Source organism: Nocardia sp. NBC_00565 (assembly GCF_036345915.1).
In the GTDB taxonomy this organism is placed as follows: Bacteria; Actinomycetota; Actinomycetes; order Mycobacteriales; family Mycobacteriaceae; genus Nocardia.
The window spans coordinates 938,706-956,088 of the sequence record NZ_CP107785.1; the positions used below are offsets into that span (position 1 = coordinate 938,706).

Genomic DNA, 17,383 nt, shown 5'->3' on the forward strand with positions numbered 1-17,383 from the left:
GGGACTAGGCTCTACCCGTGATGCGACGGACGAAGATTGTGTGCACTCTCGGCCCAGCGACGGCTACCGAGGAACGTATTCGGGAACTCGTCGAGAGTGGCATGGATGTGGCGCGGCTGAATTTCAGCCATGGCGAACACTCCGACCACGCCGAGAACTACAAGAAGGTGCGGCAGGCCTCCGACCACCTCGGTCGTGCGGTCGGCATCCTTGCCGACCTGCAGGGACCGAAGATCCGGCTCGGCCGCTTCAAAGAGGGCAAGACCGTCTGGGCCAACGGTGACGAGGTCCGTATTACCGTCGACGAGATCGAGGGCACCCACGATCGCGTCTCCACTACCTACAAGGAGCTGGCCAAGGACGCCAAACCGGGCGACCGCCTGCTCATCGACGACGGCAAGGTCGGCGTCACCGTCATCGGGGTCCAGGGCAACGATGTCGTCTGCCGGGTGACCGAGGGCGGACCGGTCAGCAACAACAAGGGCGTATCGCTGCCCGGTATGGACGTTTCCGTGCCTGCCCTGTCCGAGAAGGACATCGAGGACCTCGAATTCGCGCTCAAGTTGGGCGTCGACTTCATCGCGCTGTCCTTTGTGCGTTCGCCCTCGGACGTAGAGCTGGTGCACGACGTGATGGATCGCGTCGGTCGCCGCGTGCCGGTGATCGGCAAACTGGAGAAGCCCGAGGCCATCGATAACCTCGAGGCCATCGTGCTCGCCTTCGACGCGGTCATGGTCGCCCGCGGTGACCTCGGCGTCGAACTGCCGCTCGAGCAGGTGCCGATCGTGCAGAAGCGCGCCATCCAGATGGCCCGTGAGAACGCCAAGCCGGTCATCGTCGCGACCCAGATGCTGGAGTCGATGATCGAGAACTCGCGCCCGACTCGCGCCGAGGCCTCCGATGTGGCCAATGCGGTGCTCGACGGCGCCGATGCGGTGATGCTGTCGGGCGAGACCTCGGTCGGCGCGTACCCGATCGAGACGGTCCGCACCATGGCCCGGATCGTGCATGCGGTGGAGAACGAATCCACCCGGGTGCCACCGCTGACCCACGTGCCGCGCACCAAGCGCGGTGTCATCTCCTACGCCGCCCGCGATATCGGCGAGCGGCTCAATGCCAAGGCGCTGGTCGCCTTCACCCAGTCCGGCGATACGGTTCGCCGCCTGGCTCGTTTGCACACCCCGCTGCCGTTGCTGGCGTTCACTCCCCTTCCGGAGGTGCGCAGCCAGCTGTCGCTCACGTGGGGCACCGAAACCTTCATCGTCCCGACGGTGGACAGCACCGATGCGATGATCCACCAGGTGGATGTAGCACTGCTGTCCATGGAGCGATATCAAAAAGGTGATCTGGTGGTAATCGTGGCAGGCTCGCCGCCCGGTACTGTCGGGTCCACCAATCTGATCCACGTGCACCGTATCGGTGAGGAGGACCATTAATTGTGAGTGCGTCGCTAGGTGGTGCAGTCGGTCTCGGTGAGGCCGCTGCGAGTTCTGATCTGCAGGTGCTGCTCGGGCTGTTGGATTTGGAGCGGGTCGACGAGGACGTCTTCGTCGGCCAGCATCCGGAGAAGGTCTGGAGCCGCACGTTCGGCGGTCAGCTCGTATCGCAGGCGATCATGGCGGCGGGACGGACGGTCGACGGCGACCGTCCGCTACACGTCGTCAACGCGCATTTCGTGCGCGGCGGCGATGTGAAGAAGCCGATCGAGTACCGGGTCGACCGCCACCGCGACGGACGTTCCCTGGCCAACCGCACGGTCACCGCGACCCAGGACGGTCAGGAGCTGTTCGTCATGCTCGCCGCGTTCCAGGATTGGAGCAAGGGACTCGAGCACGCACATCCCCAGCCGGAGGTGCCGGATCCGGAGACGCTGCCGCGGGTCGAGGAGAGCTTCGAAGGCTTGGAGGACAAGCTGCAGATGTTCGTCAAGGCGCCGCACCCCATCGACATGCGCTACACCAACGACCCGGCCTGGATCCTGAAGGGCACGGGGGAGCGGCTCAATCACAACCGCGTGTGGATGCGCACCGACGGCAGGCTGCCCGATGATCCGCTGATTCACGTTGCGGCGCTTGGTTATTCATCCGACACCACAGTGCTGGACTCGATCATCACCACCCACGGCCTGTCCTGGGGCCTGGACCGCATCGTGGCCGCGACGATCAACCACTCGATCTGGTTCCACCGCCCGTTCCGCTTCGACGAGTTCGCGCTCTATGCCACCGAGTCGCCGGTCGCCGCCGGCTCGCGCGGCCTGGCCACCGGCCGATTCTTCTCGCGCGGTGGCGAACTGCTCGCCACCGTGGTCCAGGAAGGCGTCATCCGCCACTTCCCGCCGCGCGCGTGAGTTTCTCCAAGAGAGACAACTGATTTCGTTGGTACCTGGGTAACTCGTCGGGGACGTCCAACACCGACGAGTTGCCCTGCCGCCGGTCCGCGGCGCGAGCCTCGTGGCACTTAGTTGTCGGCCGAAGGTCCGGGAGCGTTATAGCGATTCGCGCTCGGTTTCGAATTCGAATGTGTCTCGGCGCTGCATCCGAATGGTGCGCGGGATCTCCAGATCCGTTGGGTAGCTTGCGGTTTCCAGCATCAGCCGTTTTTCCAGCGCGGCTAGGCTCGGTGCGGTCAGATCGCGCGGTGCACCGACCAGACTGAGCGCGATCTCATAGGTGCGCCGCGCACCCGGGTCCGTGTCGGGATGGTCTACCCGCCACTGGGTTTCGAGCAGGCTGTGTGCCGCGGCGTCGGACTCGACGGGCAGCGTGAAGCGCCATGCGAATACGTCGCGGTCCTGGAGGTGGTCGTCCACCACCGCGCGCACCGAGTCGACGACGCGATCGAGGGTTTCCGGTGTCACATAAACATGGAGCGAAACATCCGAAATTCGTTTCGGCATGTCTGATTCCTGTCGTGTGTCGAACCATCAACGGGCGGAAGTTCTCCGTGAAAGCGGGCGCGTGCGCGCTGGGGCGAGTCTAATCCCTCGCCGTATCAGTTGGACACCGCGCCCTGCGTGTCACCTGATCCGGTGCGCGGCGAGGAAGGCCGCGAGCGGGGCGGGTGCCGCCCCGGGCTGGACGACCAGGCCCGGACGCTCGTCTTCGATGGGCCCGGTCTGCTCGTGCGGCGCCAATGCCAGCAGCAGCGGCACCAATGCCTCGGCGATCCGGTCGCCCACTTCGCAGAACGCGGCCTCCGACAGCCCGACCGGATCGGCGATATTCTCCCGGCCGACCAGCGAAAGGTCATTGCGCGCGCGATGCAGATCGGCGATGGTGTCGGCGCCGGTGACCTTGGCGATGCGATATGCCTCGAGCAGTGTGAAGGTCCGCGGCACCGCCCCGAATCCCATATCCGCCGCCTGATCGCGGATCTGTTCGGTCATCGCGAGTATCAGGTCCGCGCGGTCGATCAGCTCCGGCTTGAGCTTGCGGGCCCGGAAATGAGCGGCGTCCGCGCCCAGCCCTTCGATGGTTTTCGCCGCGAGTGGTTCGATCGGAAAGCCAACCAGCGCACGGGTTCCCGCGCTCTCCGCGGTGAGCCCGGGCAGGTCGAATTCGACCGCTACGGCGCGGGTGAGCCGTTCGGCGATCACCGAACGACACACATTGCCGTTGCAGACGAACAGGACGTGCATGCGCATACGGTAGGACGCCCAGGGGCGAACTAGAAGGCCGATACGAGCGAATCACAGCGCCGCGGACACTTGTTCATCTGCTGGTCAAGTGCCGTACACGAAGTACGCCCCGGTATTCAGAGAGACGCTCGATACGCGTTGCCGTTAGGCAGTCGATCGGTAATCGAGGTCTGGGCGTCCAGCTGAAGGTACCCCTGCGCAATCGATTTCAACCATCACGGTATTGCCACGGTTGGGGATCCGATTGGTCGCGGTTACTCGGACTCGCCACTGTAGTAAGCGGATTCGGCAATCACGGGTGCGACCTTGGCCTCTTCATCGTGCACTCGCCCCCGGGTCGAGAACATCCGCCCGCGCATGGCAACGACGGGCGCGAATCGCGGCAACCCCGAGACCCCCTCCATATCGTCGTACATCGCATCGATCCCGCCGCGCATGAAGTATGCCTCGTGCCAGAAACCCGTCCCGCCGGAGTCGTGCAGAAACTTCTGCCACCAATCCCGGTGCGGGGCAGAGCGTGTCCAGCGTTCCAGCGAATCCAGATCCCGCCAATACTGCCGCGCCCCCCAATGCGGCGGATACAGCGACCAGATCACGTCCTCGTGCAGCAACAGCCCGTCCGGGCGGTCTTTGTGCGACCGATAGAGTTTCGGCCCCAGGCCGAGCAATCGCAGCATGCCGCGGGGCTTGCGCACACGCATCCCGAGATAGATGACGACCAGGTCCGGATACCCGGATAGATCGACGGTCGTCCTGTTCACCCGCATGTCGCAACCCTCCGCAAATAGGGTGTCTACGTGCAACCCTATGCCGGAACTACGACATGGGCGAACCTTCGGTTCGACGAACGCGGACGGCCCATGCTCGCCAAGAGCATGGGCCGCCTACCAGTTGGTGCCGATTGTGGGACTCGAACCCACACGTCCTTTCGGACAACGGTTTTTGAGACCGTCGCGTCTGCCAGTTCCGCCAAATCGGCGCACCGGTGGGAAAGCATAGCGGGTGCGTGCCCGAAACCACGAATGCGCCGGGCCCGAAGTGATGATCGACCGGTTTGCGCAGGGTATATGGGTTGTATGCCGAAGTGAAAGGTAGTCTTTACAGCACTCGACAGCGACGGCGAGTCGATGGACCGGTATCCAGGGGCCATGGCCGCCTTTTCGTGTGTCGGGGATACGGCATCGGAACCAGAGGGGTCTACCTATGAGCAACACAGCAGGGGGCGCCGCCACGAAGCGGGACGCCGGCGCGAAGCGGGTCGTCGTCGCCGAGGACGAGGCGCTCATCCGGATGGATCTGGTGGAGATGCTGACCGAAGAGGGCTATCAGGTTGTCGGTGAGGCGGGTGACGGCCAGCAGGCGGTCGACCTCGCGGTGGAGCATCGGCCGGATCTGGTCATCATGGATGTGAAGATGCCGCGTCGCGACGGGATCGATGCCGCCGCCGAGATCGCGTCGAAACGCGTTGCGCCGGTGGTGATTCTGACCGCGTTCAGTCAGCGTGACCTGGTCGAGCGGGCGCGCGACGCGGGGGCGATGGCGTATCTGGTCAAGCCGTTCACCAAGTCGGATCTGGTGCCGGCCATCGAACTGGCGGCCAGCCGCTTCCATGAGATCACCGCGCTGGAGAACGAGGTCGCCAACCTGTCCGACCGCCTCGAGACGCGTAAGCTCGTCGAGCGCGCCAAGGGCGTGCTCATGCAGACCCAGGGGCTGTCGGAGCCGCAGGCATTCAAGTGGATTCAGCGCACCGCGATGGATCGTCGCACTACCATGAAGGCGGTAGCCGAGGTGGTGCTGGAAAATCTGGCCCCGAAGTAGGCCAGTCCTTGCGCCCCGGCTGATGAAGGCCGGAAATTTTACTTTCCGGAAACCTTATCGCGATGAAAAATACGAAACGATCTCATTCGGATGATCCGAATGTGATGCGCCGCTAACGTACCAACGCTATGTTCTGACCGGGCTGACGTGGTCGGCCTCCTCGGAGAGAGCCCGGGGGAGCACAGGACGTAGAGGTGAAACGTGCTTAGTTCGACATGGCGCAGTCGTTCGATGCGGGGTGCATTGGCCATCGGTGCCGCCGCCGCACTCGTGTTGACGGGGTGCAGCGATAAATCGACCGACGGCGGTTCGGGTGGTACCTCCGGCAGCAGTGGCGCTGGTGGCCTGACGATTCAGCCGGTCATGCAGATCGATGCCAACGGCAAGCAGGTGCCCAAGTCGGACTCCGCCGCCGCTGTCGACCCGGCCGGTGATGGCAAGGCCACCTGCCCGGCGGGCACCGCGATCGCCATGGCGGGCGCGCTCACCGGTCCGGACGCGGCCCTCGGCATCAACATCGTCGACGGTGTGAAGCTCGCGCTGGACAAGCACAACAAGGCCAACCCGGGCTGCAAGATCGAGCTCAAGCAGTTCGACACCGAGGGTGACCCGCAGAAGGCCACCCAGGTCATCCCGCAGATCGTCAACGACAAGTCGATCATCGGCCTGGTCGGTCCGGCGTTCTCCGGTGAGACCAAGGCGACCGGCAAGATCCTCAGCGACGCCGGCCTGGTCTCGACGACCGCCTCGGCCACCAATGAGACGCTGACCCAGAACGGCTGGACCAGCTTCTTCCGTGGTCTGGCCAATGACGGCGTGCAGGGTCCGTCCGTCGGCAAGTACCTGATCAACACCGCGGGCTACAAGAAGGTCTGTGTCATCCAGGACAACACCGACTACGGCACCGGTCTGGCCAAGTCGATCATCGATGGCCTCGGCTCCGCGAACGACGCGTCCTGCAACGCCAGCATCAAGAAGGGTGACAAGGACTTCTCCGCCACGGTCACCAAGATCGCGAGCGCCGCGCCGGACGCCATCTTCTACTCCGGCTACTACTCCGAGGGCGCCCCGCTGGCCCAGCAGTTGAAGTCCGGTGGCGTCAAGGCGGTCTTCGTCTCCGCCGACGGCACCAACGATCCGCAGTTCGTCGCGCAGGCCGGTAGCTCGGCCAAGGGCGCGGTGCTGTCCTGCCCGTGCGGTCCGGCGCCGGAGCAGTTCACCAAGGACTACAAAGCACTCAACGGCGCGGAGCCGGGCGTGTACTCCGTCGAGGGCTACGATCTGACCACGATCCTGTCCAAGGGCATCGACGCCGGTAAGCTGACCCGCCCCGACCTGCTGGAATACGTGCGGTCCTACGAGGGCAACGGTTTGGCGCGTCAGTACAAGTGGAACGCGACCGGTGAACTGTCCAACGCACTGATCTGGATCTACGAGGTCAAGTAGCCCACAACCCGACACAGCGGCACGTACGGGGGTCGTGACCCCGTACGTGCCGCTGTGCGGTGGGCGAATGGAGTGAGGGCAGAAGACGAATGAAATCAACGGCATTGGCTGGCGCTGTACAACTCGCCAGCGGGTCGATCGACTTCAACTACCACGGAGTGATCGATAACTTCTGGCGACTGACCGTCGACGGGGTGACCTACGGCTCCATCTACGCCTTGGTCGCCGTGGGCTATACCTTGGTCTACGGCGTATTGCGGCTGATCAATTTCGCCCATTCGGAAATATTCATGCTCGGTATGTTCGGTCAGTTGATCGGGCTCATGGTGTTCGGATTCGTGGCGAATCCCGACGTGTATACCCAGGGCATCGTCCTGACCGTCATCTATCTCGCGCTCGCGATGATCATCGGCATGCTGGTATCCGGCGGCGCCGCGGTCGGATTGGAGCGCGTGGCCTATCGGCCGCTGCGCAAACGCGGGGCCAGACCGCTCAGCTTCCTCATCACGGCGATCGGTATGTCGTTCGTGATCCAGGAATTCGTGCACTTCATCCTGCCGAAGATCAATCCGAAGCTCGGCGGCACCAACGCGCAGCAGCCGGTCAAACTGGTCGAGCCCAGTGTGCAGTTCAGCTTCTTCGGTGCCGATGTCGACAACATCAAGCTGCTCATCGTGCTGGCGGCGATCGCCCTCGCGATCGTGACCGAGGTGCTGATCAACCGGACCAAGTTCGGTCGCGGCATCCGCGCCGTCGCCCAGGATCCGGATACCGCGACGCTGATGGGCGTCTCGCGGGAGCGGGTCATCATGTTGACGTTCTTCATCGGCGGTGTGCTCGCCGGTGCGGCCGCGCTGCTGTACGCGATCAAGATCCCGCAGGGCATCATCTACTCCGGCGGATTCATCCTGGGTATCAAGGCATTCAGCGCCGCGGTGCTCGGCGGCATCGGCAACCTGCGCGGCGCGCTGCTCGGCGGCATCCTGTTGGGTGTGGTGGAACAGTACGGTCAATCGCTGCTCGGCTCGGAATGGCGCGATGTCGTCGCCTTCGTGGTGCTGGTGCTGGTGCTGATGATCCGCCCGACCGGCATCCTCGGTGAGAGTCTCGGGAGGGCCCGCGCATGACCGATTCGACCACGACCCCAGATACGCCCGCTCCCGAGCCGCCCAAGTCGGCTGCGCCGAAACACGGTGTGGGCGATGCGGTTCGGACCTGGTGGGACGGTCTGAGCCGCCCCGCGCAATGGGGTGTCGGCGTGCCGATTCTCATTCTGCTCGCGCTGCTTCCGCTGTTCCCGCCGCCGCTGCTGGACACCCCCGGCTACAACTTCGGCCTGGTCATGGCGCAGGTCGCGATGTACGCGCTGATCGCCATCGGCCTGAATGTCGTTGTCGGACAGGCGGGTCTGCTCGACCTCGGCTACGTCGGCTTCTATGCCATCGGTGCCTACACGGTCGGTCTACTCACCAGTCCGAACAGTCCGTGGAACCAAACCGACGGCGGTTGGCTGAATCCGACCTGGGCCTGGATGGCATGTCTGCCGATCGCGGTGGCGGTGACGGCGATCTCCGGCCTCATCCTCGGCACCCCGACACTGCGGCTGCGCGGTGACTACCTCGCGATCGTCACCCTCGGCTTCGGTGAGATCGTGCGGCTGCTCGCCGACAATCTCTCCGACATCACCAACGGCAGCCTCGGTCTGTCCGGCGTCGCCTTCCCGCACGTCGGCGAATCCGCCAGCAAGCCGGAAGGCGTGTTCTCCGGCGGTAACAGCGGCAACGCCGACAGCGCGAACCTGCTCGACCGGGCCAGCTACGGCACCTGGTGGTACTGGTTCGCCATGGTGCTGGTGATCATCGTGCTGCTGATCGTGGGCAATCTGGAACGCAGCCGGGTCGGCCGCGCCTGGGTGGCCATCCGCGAGGACGAGGACGCCGCCGAGATCATGGGCGTGCCGACCTTCAAGTTCAAGCTGTGGGCATTCCTCATCGGCGCGGCGGTGGGCGGCATGTCCGGCGCGATCTACGCCGGGCAGGTGCAGTTCATCAACCCGACCGGGTTCAACATCATCAACTCGATGCTGTTCCTGTGTGCGGTCGTCATCGGTGGTCAGGGCAATAAGCTCGGAGTCATCTTCGGCGCGTTCATCATCGCCTATCTGCCTGCCCGACTGCAGTCGGTGAAGTTGGTGAGCAACGAATCGACCGGATACCTCCTGCTGGCCCTGGACGTGTTGGTTTTCGTCGCGTTGATCGTGCTGTGGAAGTACAAGGCCGATGACCTGAGTCCGTGGCCACGCCGCGGTGTCATCACGGGCATGGTGGTCACCGGTGTGCTCGGCGCGCTGTTGTTCGGCAGCGTGCTGCTGTTCCGCGTCGGCGGCGCACAGTCGCTGGGTGACCTCAAGTACATGTACTTCGGAATCACGTTGGTGGTCATGATGATTCTGCGGCCACAGGGTCTGTTCCCGGTGCGGCAGAAGCTGCTCACCTTCGGCAGGCAGGTGTATCAGGCCGTGCGCAAACCGGCCGAGCGTGAACTGATCGGAGCGCGACGATGACCGGGCCCGGCGCGGGTGACGCCCTGTTCGACAACGAGGATATGGCGGCCGGTTACGCCGCGCCGCCCGAGGTCGAGAGCGCGGGTGAGGTCGATGTCACCGCGGTGATCCCGGTGCTCGCCGATGCCGATGTCGTCGCGGATGTGGTTGCGCCGCACCGTGAAATCGAGACCGAGGTCGGTGCGCCGCTGCTGCGCACCGACGGCCTCACGGTGAAGTTCGGCGGTCTGACCGCGTTGGACAATGTCAGCTTCGAGATCCGCCGCGGCGAGATCCTCGGACTGATCGGACCCAATGGCGCGGGCAAGACCACCTGCTTCAACGCGATCACCGGCGTCTACAAACCGGCTTCGGGGCTGGTGTACTTCGACGGCTCGCCGCTGACGAAGACCAAGCGCAACGAGATCACCCGGCTCGGCATCGCCCGCACCTTCCAGAATGTGCGGCTGTTCGGTGAGATGACCGCGCTGGAGAATGTGGTCGTCGGCACCGATGCCAGACACAAGACCTCGGTGCCCGGTGCCATCTTCCGCACGCCGCGCCACCGCAGCGAGGAGAAGGACGCGATCGAGCGCGGTATGGCCCTGCTCGAATTCGTCGGCATCGCACCGCGTGCGGTGGAGAAGGCGCGCAATCTGTCCTACGGCGATCAGCGTCGGCTGGAGATCGCCCGCGCGTTGGCCACCGAGCCGAAACTGCTCTGCCTGGACGAACCCGCCGCCGGGTTCAATCCGAGCGAGAAGTCGGCGCTGATGGATCTGATCCGCAAGATCCGCGACGACGGGTTCACCGTGCTGCTGATCGAGCACGATATGCGCCTGGTCATGGGCGTGACGGACCGGATCGTGGTGCTGGAGTTCGGTCGCAAGATCGCCGACGGACTGCCCGCGGATATCCGCGACAACCCGGACGTGATCGCGGCGTACCTGGGCGTTCCGGATACCGAGACCGCGGCGGCCGAAAAGGCCACCGCCGTAGTCGACGTGGTCGAACCGGAGCAGCCGAGCGATGCCGAGCCGATGGTCTATGGCGCCGATCGCAAGCCCGAGGTCCGCGACTTCGGCGGAGCCGAGCCGCTGCTCGAAGTCGAGGACATGGTCGTCAACTACGGCAGAATTCAAGCGCTGCACGGGGTTTCGCTCCGCGTCGCCGAGGGCGAGCTGGTCACGCTGCTCGGTGCGAACGGTGCGGGCAAGACCACCACCATGCGTGCGCTCTCGGGCCTGCTGCCGCTCACCCGCGGCAAGATCAAGTTCGAGGGCCGCGACATCACGCAGATGAAGGCACACGAACGGGTGACCCACGGGCTGATCCAGGCGCCGGAGGGCCGGGGCGTGTTCCCCGGTATGACGGTCCAGGAAAACCTCGACATGGGTTGCTACGGAAGGGCTTTCAAGCAGAAGGCGGAGTACGGCCAGACGCTGGAGTGGGTCTTCGAGCTGTTCCCGCGGCTGTCGGAGCGGCGTAAGCAGGTCGGCGGCACGCTCTCCGGTGGTGAGCAGCAGATGCTGGCCATCGGCCGCTCGCTCATGGCCCGCCCGCGCCTGCTGCTGCTCGATGAACCGTCGATGGGCTTGGCGCCCATGGTGATTCAGCAGATCTTCCGGATCATCAGCGAGATCAACCAGCAGGGCACCACGGTGCTGCTGGTGGAGCAGAACGCCCAGCAGGCACTGACCCGCAGCGACCGCGCCTACATCCTGGAGACCGGTGAGGTCACCAAGACCGGTGTCGGCGGGGACCTGCTCACCGATCCCGCGGTGAAGTCGGCGTACCTGGGCGTGGGGTAGGAGTCGGCGAAAAGTCGTGACCGTCCATGGCCGCCTCGAGGCATGATGGCGGCCATGGACGGTCATGACGAGCTGAAGACCCTTGCCGACCGATACTGGGACAGCGTGCTGGCGGCCGCGCCGAGCATGGCGACCCTGCTCGGCGACCACCGCTTCGACGACCGCGTCGAGGACCACTCGCCCGCGGCCGAACAGCGGCTGCTGACGACGTTGCGCGGTCTGCGCGATGAGCTCGTCGGCCTCGACGCCGAACGGCTGAGCGGCGTCGACCGCGTCACCGGCAGCCTGCTGCACACCGAACTGGATACCGCCATCGATAATCTGGCGTGGCGGCCGACCGAACTGGCCTCCGACCAGATGGACGGCGTACATGCCGCAATGCTGATGGTGGCCGCGCAGACCAATGCGCCCCGGCCCGAACACGCACTCGCCCTGGTGCGGCGCTACCGCCAGTTCGACACCCTGCTCGACCAGGCGGTACAGCAGTTCCGCAACGGCCTGGCCGCGGGCCGCGCACCCGCGCTCATCACCATCGAGCGTTCGCTCAACCAGCTTGACGGCTACCTGGCCTCCGACCTCGCCACCGACCCGTTCGCCACCTTCGCCGGACCGGCGGACTGGGCCGGGGAGTCCGCTTGGCGGGCCGAACTCGCCGAGGTCGTCCGCGATGTGATCCGACCTGCCTTCCAGCGCTATCGGGACGTACTGGCCGAGGAACTCCGTCCCGCCGCCCGCCCCGACGACAAGTGCGGCCTGTGCTGGCTCGGCGCCGACGGCGAGGACATCTACCGCCGACAACTGCGCCGCCACACCACCCTGCCCGACCTGGGCGCCGAGGAGATCCACGAGCTCGGCCTTTCCGAATTGGCTTTGCTGCGTGCGGAATACGCCGAGGTCGGCACGCGCCTGTTCGGTACCTCCGACCTCACCGAGATCTTCACCCGAGTGCGCCGGGATCCCGAGCTGCGCTACGTCAGCGGCGAGGAGATCATGTCCGATGCCCGCCGTGCCCTCGGTGCGGCGGTCGCGGAGATGGGCAATTGGTTCGGCCGACTGCCCAAGGAATCCTGCGATATCGTCCCGGTGCCCGACTTCCTGGCCGCGGATGCGCCTGCCGCGTACTACTTTCCGCCCGCCGCGGACGGTTCCCGGCCCGGCACCTACTTCGTCAACCAGCACGAACCCACCGGCCGCAGCCGCTACGAAACCGCGGCGGTGGCCTACCACGAGGCGATTCCGGGACACCATCTGCAGCTGACCATCGCCAACGAGCTCGATCAGCTGCCGCGCTTCCAGCGGCAGTCCTTCGCGAACACCGCCTTCGTCGAGGGCTGGGCGCTCTACACCGAACGCCTGGCCGACGAAATGGGCTTGTACGCCGACGATTTGGACCGTGTCGGCATGCTGGCCGCCGACTCCTGGCGCTCGTGCCGACTCGTCGTCGACACCGGAATCCACGCCAAAGGCTGGAGCCGTCGGCAGGCCATCGACTTCATGGTCGACAACGCGCCCGTCGGGCTCGCCGAGATCGAGGTCGAGATCGACCGCTATATCGCGATTCCCGGTCAGGCCGTCGCCTACAAGGTGGGTCAGCTCGAGATTCGCCGACAGCGCAGGCTGGCCGCCGAGCGGCTCGGTGCTGCCTTCGACATCAAGGCATTTCACGATGTGGTGCTCGGCTCGGGTTCGGTCAGCCTGCCGGTGCTGCGCGAACTCGTGGCCACACTGTGACCCGCTGACCCAGGTCCTCGAGTTGCGGGCCGAGCTGGGCGGGGTTCCAATAAATGTGCGGTGATCGAGCTCCACAGGGGGATCATGAACAGCACGTTCAGCTCTCGGCTCGGTCCGTTGCGCGACCGTCGCATGATGCTGATCTGGCTGGTGCTCGGCGTGGTCGGCGCGCTGACCGCGACGGGTCTGTTCATGGTGACCGGACAGTCGGCCGACGCGGGTGAAATACCTACCGCGCGTACAATTTCCGATTCGATGACACCGGGTTTCACCGGTGCGCTGCCCGAATCGGCGAATCCGGTCGGTGACGGCGCGCCGCCGGTCGCCGTGGCGCCGTTGGCCGGCGCGTCACCGGCCGGGATGCCGGTGGCGTCGAATCGTCCGGTGCAGGCGCTGGCCGATCATCCGCTCTTCGCCCAGCACGTCGGCCTGGGCAGGGTCGATTGCAAACTGCCCGCGTGGCGCGACGATCCGGAGGCGGCGCGGGCGTTCTATCGGGCCGCGATCGCCTGCCTCGACGCGTCCTGGGAACCGGCGCTGCGCGGCGCCGGACTGCCGTTCCGTCCGCCGCGACTGCTCGCCCCCGCGGAGTCACGTGATGTCGCCAGTCAATGTGTGCAGCGTCTGCGCAACGGCCCGACGACCTTCTACTGCGCCCTCGACGAAACGCTGGTGCTGCCCTTTGACGCCGTGCGGCCGCTGGTCGGTGGCTCCCGGCGCGGCGCCCAATTGGCCGTGCTCACCACCGAATACGGCCATCACGTGCAGGCCTTGATCGGCGTCATGCGGGCCTACTCCGAGAAACGCACGACGCTCGGCAAGGACACCGCCGCCGGTCAGGAACAGAGCAGGCGGATGGAATTGCAGGCGCGCTGCTTCTCCGGCATGTTCCTCGGCACCAATTTCGGCCGCGGCGATATCGATCAGCAGACCTGGACCGAGGCCACCCATGCGGTCCGCGATGGCGACGTCCGCGAAGAGTTGCTGCAAGGCACCGAGGAGAACATCTGGGGCTGGTGGAGATGGGGTTCGGACAAGGGCGACACCTGGGAGTGCAACACCTGGTTCAGCGCCGCGGCCCACGTGGAATGAGCTGCGGCACAGCCTAATTACCCAGACTGTGCAGTGGTCACCGCCATGACTGCCGCGGTATCCAGATAGAACGGCCGGATCTCCGCGATCAGTCCATCCCGAAACGTCATGTACTGCATCACCGACGTCTCCAGCATCCGTCCGGTCGCCCGCGCCAACATTCGCCCGCGGTTGTAGATCACCACGTTGTCCCCGTCCACCACGAACCGCTGCTCGACGAATTCCAGCGACTCCCACGTCGCACTCATCGCCGCCATGAACTTCTCGATGCCCCCCCGACCATGCCATTCGCCGCGATAGGGGAGATGCTCGGCCTGATACATCACGACATCCGGCGCCAGACAGTCGGCCATGACATCGAAGGGCGCGCCCTCGGTGATGTAGGCGGCTTCGGCCGCGAAGAATTTCTCGAGTGCGGAACGTGTAGTAGTCACTGGGAAATGATCGCCGCCGGATCCGATCGATTCCGGCGGAAATCGGACAGCTGGATCTGTAACGGAGGTTGCCGGTGCGATGTCGGACCTGCTCTCTAGACTCATCCCCGTGACCCCAGCGACTACTGATCAGCGTTCCAGCGCCACGCCTGTAGCAGCCACCGATGCGGCCGGTGAGTGGCCGACGCTGCTCCTGCTGGACGGGCATTCGATCGCCTATCGCGCGTTCTTCGCGCTGCCCGCGGAGAACTTCAAAACGGTCACCGGGCAGACCACCAACGCGGTCTACGGGTTCACCGCGATGCTCATCAACCTGCTGCGCGACGAGAAGCCGACCCATATCGCGGCGGCTTTCGACGTCAGCCGCAAGACCTTCCGCACCGAGGCCTATCCGGAGTACAAGGCGGGCCGTAGCGCGACGCCGGACGAATTTCGCGGCCAGGTCGAACTCACCAAGGACGTGCTCGGCGCGATGGGCATCCCGGTGATGGCCATCGAGGGTTTCGAGGCCGACGACCTGATCGCGACGATCGCCACCCAGGCGGTCGGCGCGGGCTTCCGCGTGCTGATCGTCTCGGGTGACCGCGACGCCATCCAGTTGGTCAGCGATAACGTCACCTTGCTCTATCCGCGCAAGGGCGTCTCCGATCTGACCCGGTTCACGCCCGACGAGGTGATGGCCAAATATCAGCTCACCCCGGCCCAGTACCCGGATTACGCGGCCCTGCGCGGCGATCCCAGCGATAACCTGCCCGGTATTCCGGGCGTCGGGGAGAAGACCGCCGCCAAGTGGATTCGCGAATTCGGCGACCTCGCCACGCTCGTCGACAAGGTGGACGAGGTGAAGGGCAAGGTCGGCGATGCGCTGCGCGCCAACCTCAGCAGTGTGGTGCTCAACCGCCAGCTCACCGAGATGGTCCGCGATGTCCCGCTGCCCTACACCCCCGATCAGCTGGCCCAGCAGCCGTGGGATCGCAACAAGATCCACCAGCTCTTCGACGATCTGGAATTCCGGGTGCTGCGCGACCGGCTCTTCGAAACCCTCGCCCCGCCCGAGCCCGAGGCCGAATCCGGCTTCGAGATCAGCGGCGGCGCGCTCGAGGTCGGCGCGGTCGCCGCCTGGCTCGTCGAGCATGCGAAAGTCGGCGTCCGCCACGGTATTTCGGTGGTCGGTACCAGCACACCCGGCAATGGAGACGTGCGCGCGATCGCCATTGCCGCCGCTGACGGCGAGAGCGGCTATATCGACGTTGCCGTGCTGACGCCGGAAGACGAAGCCGCACTGGGTGCTTGGCTCGGCGACGCCGAATCGCCCAAGGCGCTGCACGAGGCCAAGGCCGCGATGCACGCGCTGCGCGGGCGCGGCTGGCGGCTGGCCGGGCTCACCAGCGACACCGCCTTGGCGGCCTACCTGGTCCGCCCCGGCCAGCGCAGCTTCAACCTCGACGACCTCTCACTGCGCTACCTGCACCGTGAGCTGCGCGCCGAGACCGACGAAACCCCGCAGCTGTCGCTGCTCGACGATGAGGACACCGTCGACGCCGAGGTGGCGCGGACCGAAATGCTGCGTGCCAGAGCGGTTCTCGACCTCGCCGAAGCCCTCGACAGCGAACTGCGCCAGATCGAATCCAGCGCGCTGCTCGACGATATGGAACTGCCGCTGCTCGGTGTGCTCGCCGAACTGGAGAACGCGGGCATCGCGGTCGATATCGATCAGCTCGAGACCCTGCAGCGGCAATTCGCCGACAAGGTCACCGACGCCGCCAACGCCGCCTACGAGGTGATCGGCAAGCAGATCAACCTCGGCTCACCCAAGCAGCTGCAGGTGGTGCTCTTCGACGAGCTCGATATGCCGAAGACCAAGCGCACCAAGACCGGTTACACCACCGACGCCGATGCGCTGGAATCGCTGTTCGAGAAGACCGAGCATCCCTTCCTGCAGCATCTGCTGGAACACCGCGACGCCACCCGGCTCAAGGTCACCGTGGACGGCCTGCTGAAATCCGTCGCCGACGACGGTCGCATCCACACCACCTTCAACCAGACCATCGCGGCCACCGGGCGACTGTCCTCGACCGAACCGAATCTGCAGAACATTCCGATCCGCACCGACACCGGCCGCCAGATCCGCGACACCTTCGTCGTCGGTCCCGGCTATCGGTCGCTGATGACCGCGGACTACAGCCAGATCGAAATGCGCATCATGGCGCACCTCTCCGGCGACGAGGGGCTGATCGAGGCCTTCAACTCCGGCGAGGATCTGCACACCTTCGTCGCCTCCAAGGCCTTCGACATTCCGCTGTCGGAGGTCAATCCGGAGATGCGCCGCCGGATCAAGGCGATGTCCTACGGTCTCGCGTACGGTCTGAGCTCCTATGGTCTTTCGGCACAGCTGAAGATCAGCACGCAGGAGGCCAAGGAGCAGATGGAGGTCTACTTCGACCGTTTCGGCGGCATCCGCGACTACCTCTACGAGGTGGTCGAACAGGCCCGCAAGGTCGGCTACACCGAAACCCTCTTCGGCCGCCGCCGCTACTTGCCCGATCTGGACTCCAGCAACCGCCAGCGGCGCGAGGCCGCCGAACGCATGGCCCTCAACGCGCCCATCCAGGGCACCGCCGCGGACATCATCAAGGTCGCGATGATCAACGTGTACAAGGCCGTTCAAGAGGCGGGGCTGCGCTCGCGGATGCTGCTGCAGATCCACGACGAGCTGGTGTTCGAGGTCGCCGAAGGGGAGCAGGATGCGCTGGAAACCCTTGCGCGCGAGCAGATGTCCTCGGCGATCACGCTGTCGGTGCCGTTGGACGTCTCGGTCGGCACCGGCCGTAGCTGGGACTCTGCGGCGCACTGAGTGCGGTCCTTGCGG

Annotated in this window: 14 protein-coding genes, 1 tRNA gene and 1 pseudogene; 11 read left to right on the forward strand and 5 right to left on the reverse strand. The window is 65.3% G+C overall.

The window, feature by feature from the left end; all coding sequences use genetic code 11:
* Positions 1–17 precede the first annotated feature (17 nt).
* Both pyk and OG874_RS04670 read left to right on the forward strand, forming a co-directional pair.
* Positions 18–1,436 carry a pyruvate kinase gene (pyk, locus tag OG874_RS04665; protein WP_330253893.1) on the forward strand — a complete coding sequence of 473 codons (1,419 nt, stop codon included), beginning with the start codon at positions 18–20 and terminating at the stop codon, positions 1,434–1,436.
* A 2-nt stretch (positions 1,437–1,438) separates the two neighbouring features.
* Positions 1,439–2,347 (forward strand): acyl-CoA thioesterase, encoded by a 909-nt coding sequence (locus OG874_RS04670; RefSeq protein ID WP_330253894.1) that lies wholly within the window; start codon positions 1,439–1,441, stop codon positions 2,345–2,347.
* A gap of 138 nt (positions 2,348–2,485) precedes the next feature.
* On the opposite strand, the gene OG874_RS04675 is transcribed toward OG874_RS04670, so the two are convergent.
* The 4 genes from OG874_RS04675 to OG874_RS04690 all read right to left on the reverse strand — a co-directional run bounded on the left by OG874_RS04675 (position 2,486) and on the right by OG874_RS04690 (position 4,616).
* A complete protein-coding gene (locus OG874_RS04675; RefSeq protein WP_330253895.1) occupies positions 2,486–2,896 on the reverse strand; it encodes a hypothetical protein in 411 nt (136 codons plus the stop codon).
* 120 nt (positions 2,897–3,016) lie between these two features.
* Positions 3,017–3,637 carry an arsenate reductase/protein-tyrosine-phosphatase family protein gene (locus tag OG874_RS04680; RefSeq protein ID WP_330253896.1) on the reverse strand — a complete coding sequence of 207 codons (621 nt, stop codon included), beginning with the start codon at positions 3,635–3,637 and terminating at the stop codon, positions 3,017–3,019.
* A 254-nt stretch (positions 3,638–3,891) separates the two neighbouring features.
* Positions 3,892–4,404: a monooxygenase family protein gene (locus OG874_RS04685; protein ID WP_330253897.1), complete on the reverse strand. Its 513-nt coding sequence runs from the start codon at positions 4,402–4,404 to the stop codon at positions 3,892–3,894.
* 125 nt (positions 4,405–4,529) lie between these two features.
* Positions 4,530–4,616: transfer RNA gene (locus OG874_RS04690), tRNA-Leu, on the reverse strand.
* A gap of 224 nt (positions 4,617–4,840) precedes the next feature.
* Between OG874_RS04690 and OG874_RS04695 the strand changes: the two genes are divergently transcribed.
* The 8 genes and pseudogenes from OG874_RS04695 to OG874_RS04730 all read left to right on the forward strand — a co-directional run bounded on the left by OG874_RS04695 (position 4,841) and on the right by OG874_RS04730 (position 14,080).
* Entirely contained in the window at positions 4,841–5,458 is a 618-nt protein-coding gene (locus OG874_RS04695; protein ID WP_330253898.1) for an ANTAR domain-containing response regulator, read from the forward strand.
* A gap of 231 nt (positions 5,459–5,689) precedes the next feature.
* Positions 5,690–6,904 carry a branched-chain amino acid ABC transporter substrate-binding protein gene (locus OG874_RS04700; protein WP_330253899.1) on the forward strand — a complete coding sequence of 405 codons (1,215 nt, stop codon included), beginning with the start codon at positions 5,690–5,692 and terminating at the stop codon, positions 6,902–6,904.
* 89 nt (positions 6,905–6,993) lie between these two features.
* The gene (locus tag OG874_RS04705; protein ID WP_330253900.1) at positions 6,994–8,031 is read left to right on the forward strand and encodes a branched-chain amino acid ABC transporter permease; all 1,038 of its coding nucleotides are present in this window, start codon (positions 6,994–6,996) and stop codon (positions 8,029–8,031) included.
* Complete coding sequence (locus tag OG874_RS04710) at positions 8,028–9,467, forward strand: branched-chain amino acid ABC transporter permease (RefSeq protein WP_330253901.1); 1,440 nt, start codon at positions 8,028–8,030, stop codon at positions 9,465–9,467. The genes OG874_RS04705 and OG874_RS04710 overlap by 4 nt, the downstream gene beginning before the upstream one ends.
* Positions 9,464–10,420: pseudogene (locus tag OG874_RS04715) on the forward strand (ABC transporter ATP-binding protein); the annotation flags it as partial. The gene OG874_RS04710 and the pseudogene OG874_RS04715, both read left to right, overlap by 4 nt.
* A 66-nt stretch (positions 10,421–10,486) precedes the next feature.
* Complete coding sequence (locus tag OG874_RS04720; RefSeq protein WP_330257175.1) at positions 10,487–11,257, forward strand: ABC transporter ATP-binding protein; 771 nt, start codon at positions 10,487–10,489, stop codon at positions 11,255–11,257.
* A 54-nt stretch (positions 11,258–11,311) separates the two neighbouring features.
* Complete coding sequence (locus tag OG874_RS04725) at positions 11,312–12,988, forward strand: DUF885 domain-containing protein (RefSeq protein ID WP_330253902.1); 1,677 nt, start codon at positions 11,312–11,314, stop codon at positions 12,986–12,988.
* A gap of 84 nt (positions 12,989–13,072) precedes the next feature.
* Entirely contained in the window at positions 13,073–14,080 is a 1,008-nt protein-coding gene (locus tag OG874_RS04730; RefSeq protein WP_330253903.1) for a neutral zinc metallopeptidase, read from the forward strand.
* 17 nt (positions 14,081–14,097) lie between these two features.
* Here the strand turns inward: OG874_RS04730 and OG874_RS04735 are convergent, their stop codons facing one another.
* A complete protein-coding gene (locus tag OG874_RS04735) occupies positions 14,098–14,514 on the reverse strand; it encodes a nuclear transport factor 2 family protein (protein ID WP_330253904.1) in 417 nt (138 codons plus the stop codon).
* 109 nt (positions 14,515–14,623) lie between these two features.
* Here OG874_RS04735 and polA point away from each other — a divergent pair, with 109 nt between their 5' ends.
* On the forward strand, positions 14,624–17,368 hold the full coding sequence (gene polA / locus OG874_RS04740; RefSeq protein ID WP_442943284.1) for a DNA polymerase I: 2,745 nt from the start codon (positions 14,624–14,626) through the stop codon (positions 17,366–17,368).
* Positions 17,369–17,383: the final 15 nt, after the last annotated feature.

Coding starts and splice junctions, on each gene's coding strand:
- OG874_RS04675 (WP_330253895.1), bottom strand. CDS start 2,896: ATGCCGAAACGAATTTCGGATGTTTCGCTCCATGTTTATGTGACACCG.
- OG874_RS04680 (WP_330253896.1), bottom strand. CDS start 3,637: ATGCACGTCCTGTTCGTCTGCAACGGCAATGTGTGTCGTTCGGTGATC.
- OG874_RS04685 (WP_330253897.1), bottom strand. CDS start 4,404: ATGCGGGTGAACAGGACGACCGTCGATCTATCCGGGTATCCGGACCTG.
- OG874_RS04695 (WP_330253898.1), top strand. CDS start 4,841: ATGAGCAACACAGCAGGGGGCGCCGCCACGAAGCGGGACGCCGGCGCG.
- OG874_RS04700 (WP_330253899.1), top strand. CDS start 5,690: ATGCGGGGTGCATTGGCCATCGGTGCCGCCGCCGCACTCGTGTTGACG.
- OG874_RS04705 (WP_330253900.1), top strand. CDS start 6,994: ATGAAATCAACGGCATTGGCTGGCGCTGTACAACTCGCCAGCGGGTCG.
- OG874_RS04710 (WP_330253901.1), top strand. CDS start 8,028: ATGACCGATTCGACCACGACCCCAGATACGCCCGCTCCCGAGCCGCCC.
- OG874_RS04720 (WP_330257175.1), top strand. CDS start 10,487: ATGGTCTATGGCGCCGATCGCAAGCCCGAGGTCCGCGACTTCGGCGGA.
- OG874_RS04725 (WP_330253902.1), top strand. CDS start 11,312: ATGGACGGTCATGACGAGCTGAAGACCCTTGCCGACCGATACTGGGAC.
- OG874_RS04730 (WP_330253903.1), top strand. CDS start 13,073: ATGAACAGCACGTTCAGCTCTCGGCTCGGTCCGTTGCGCGACCGTCGC.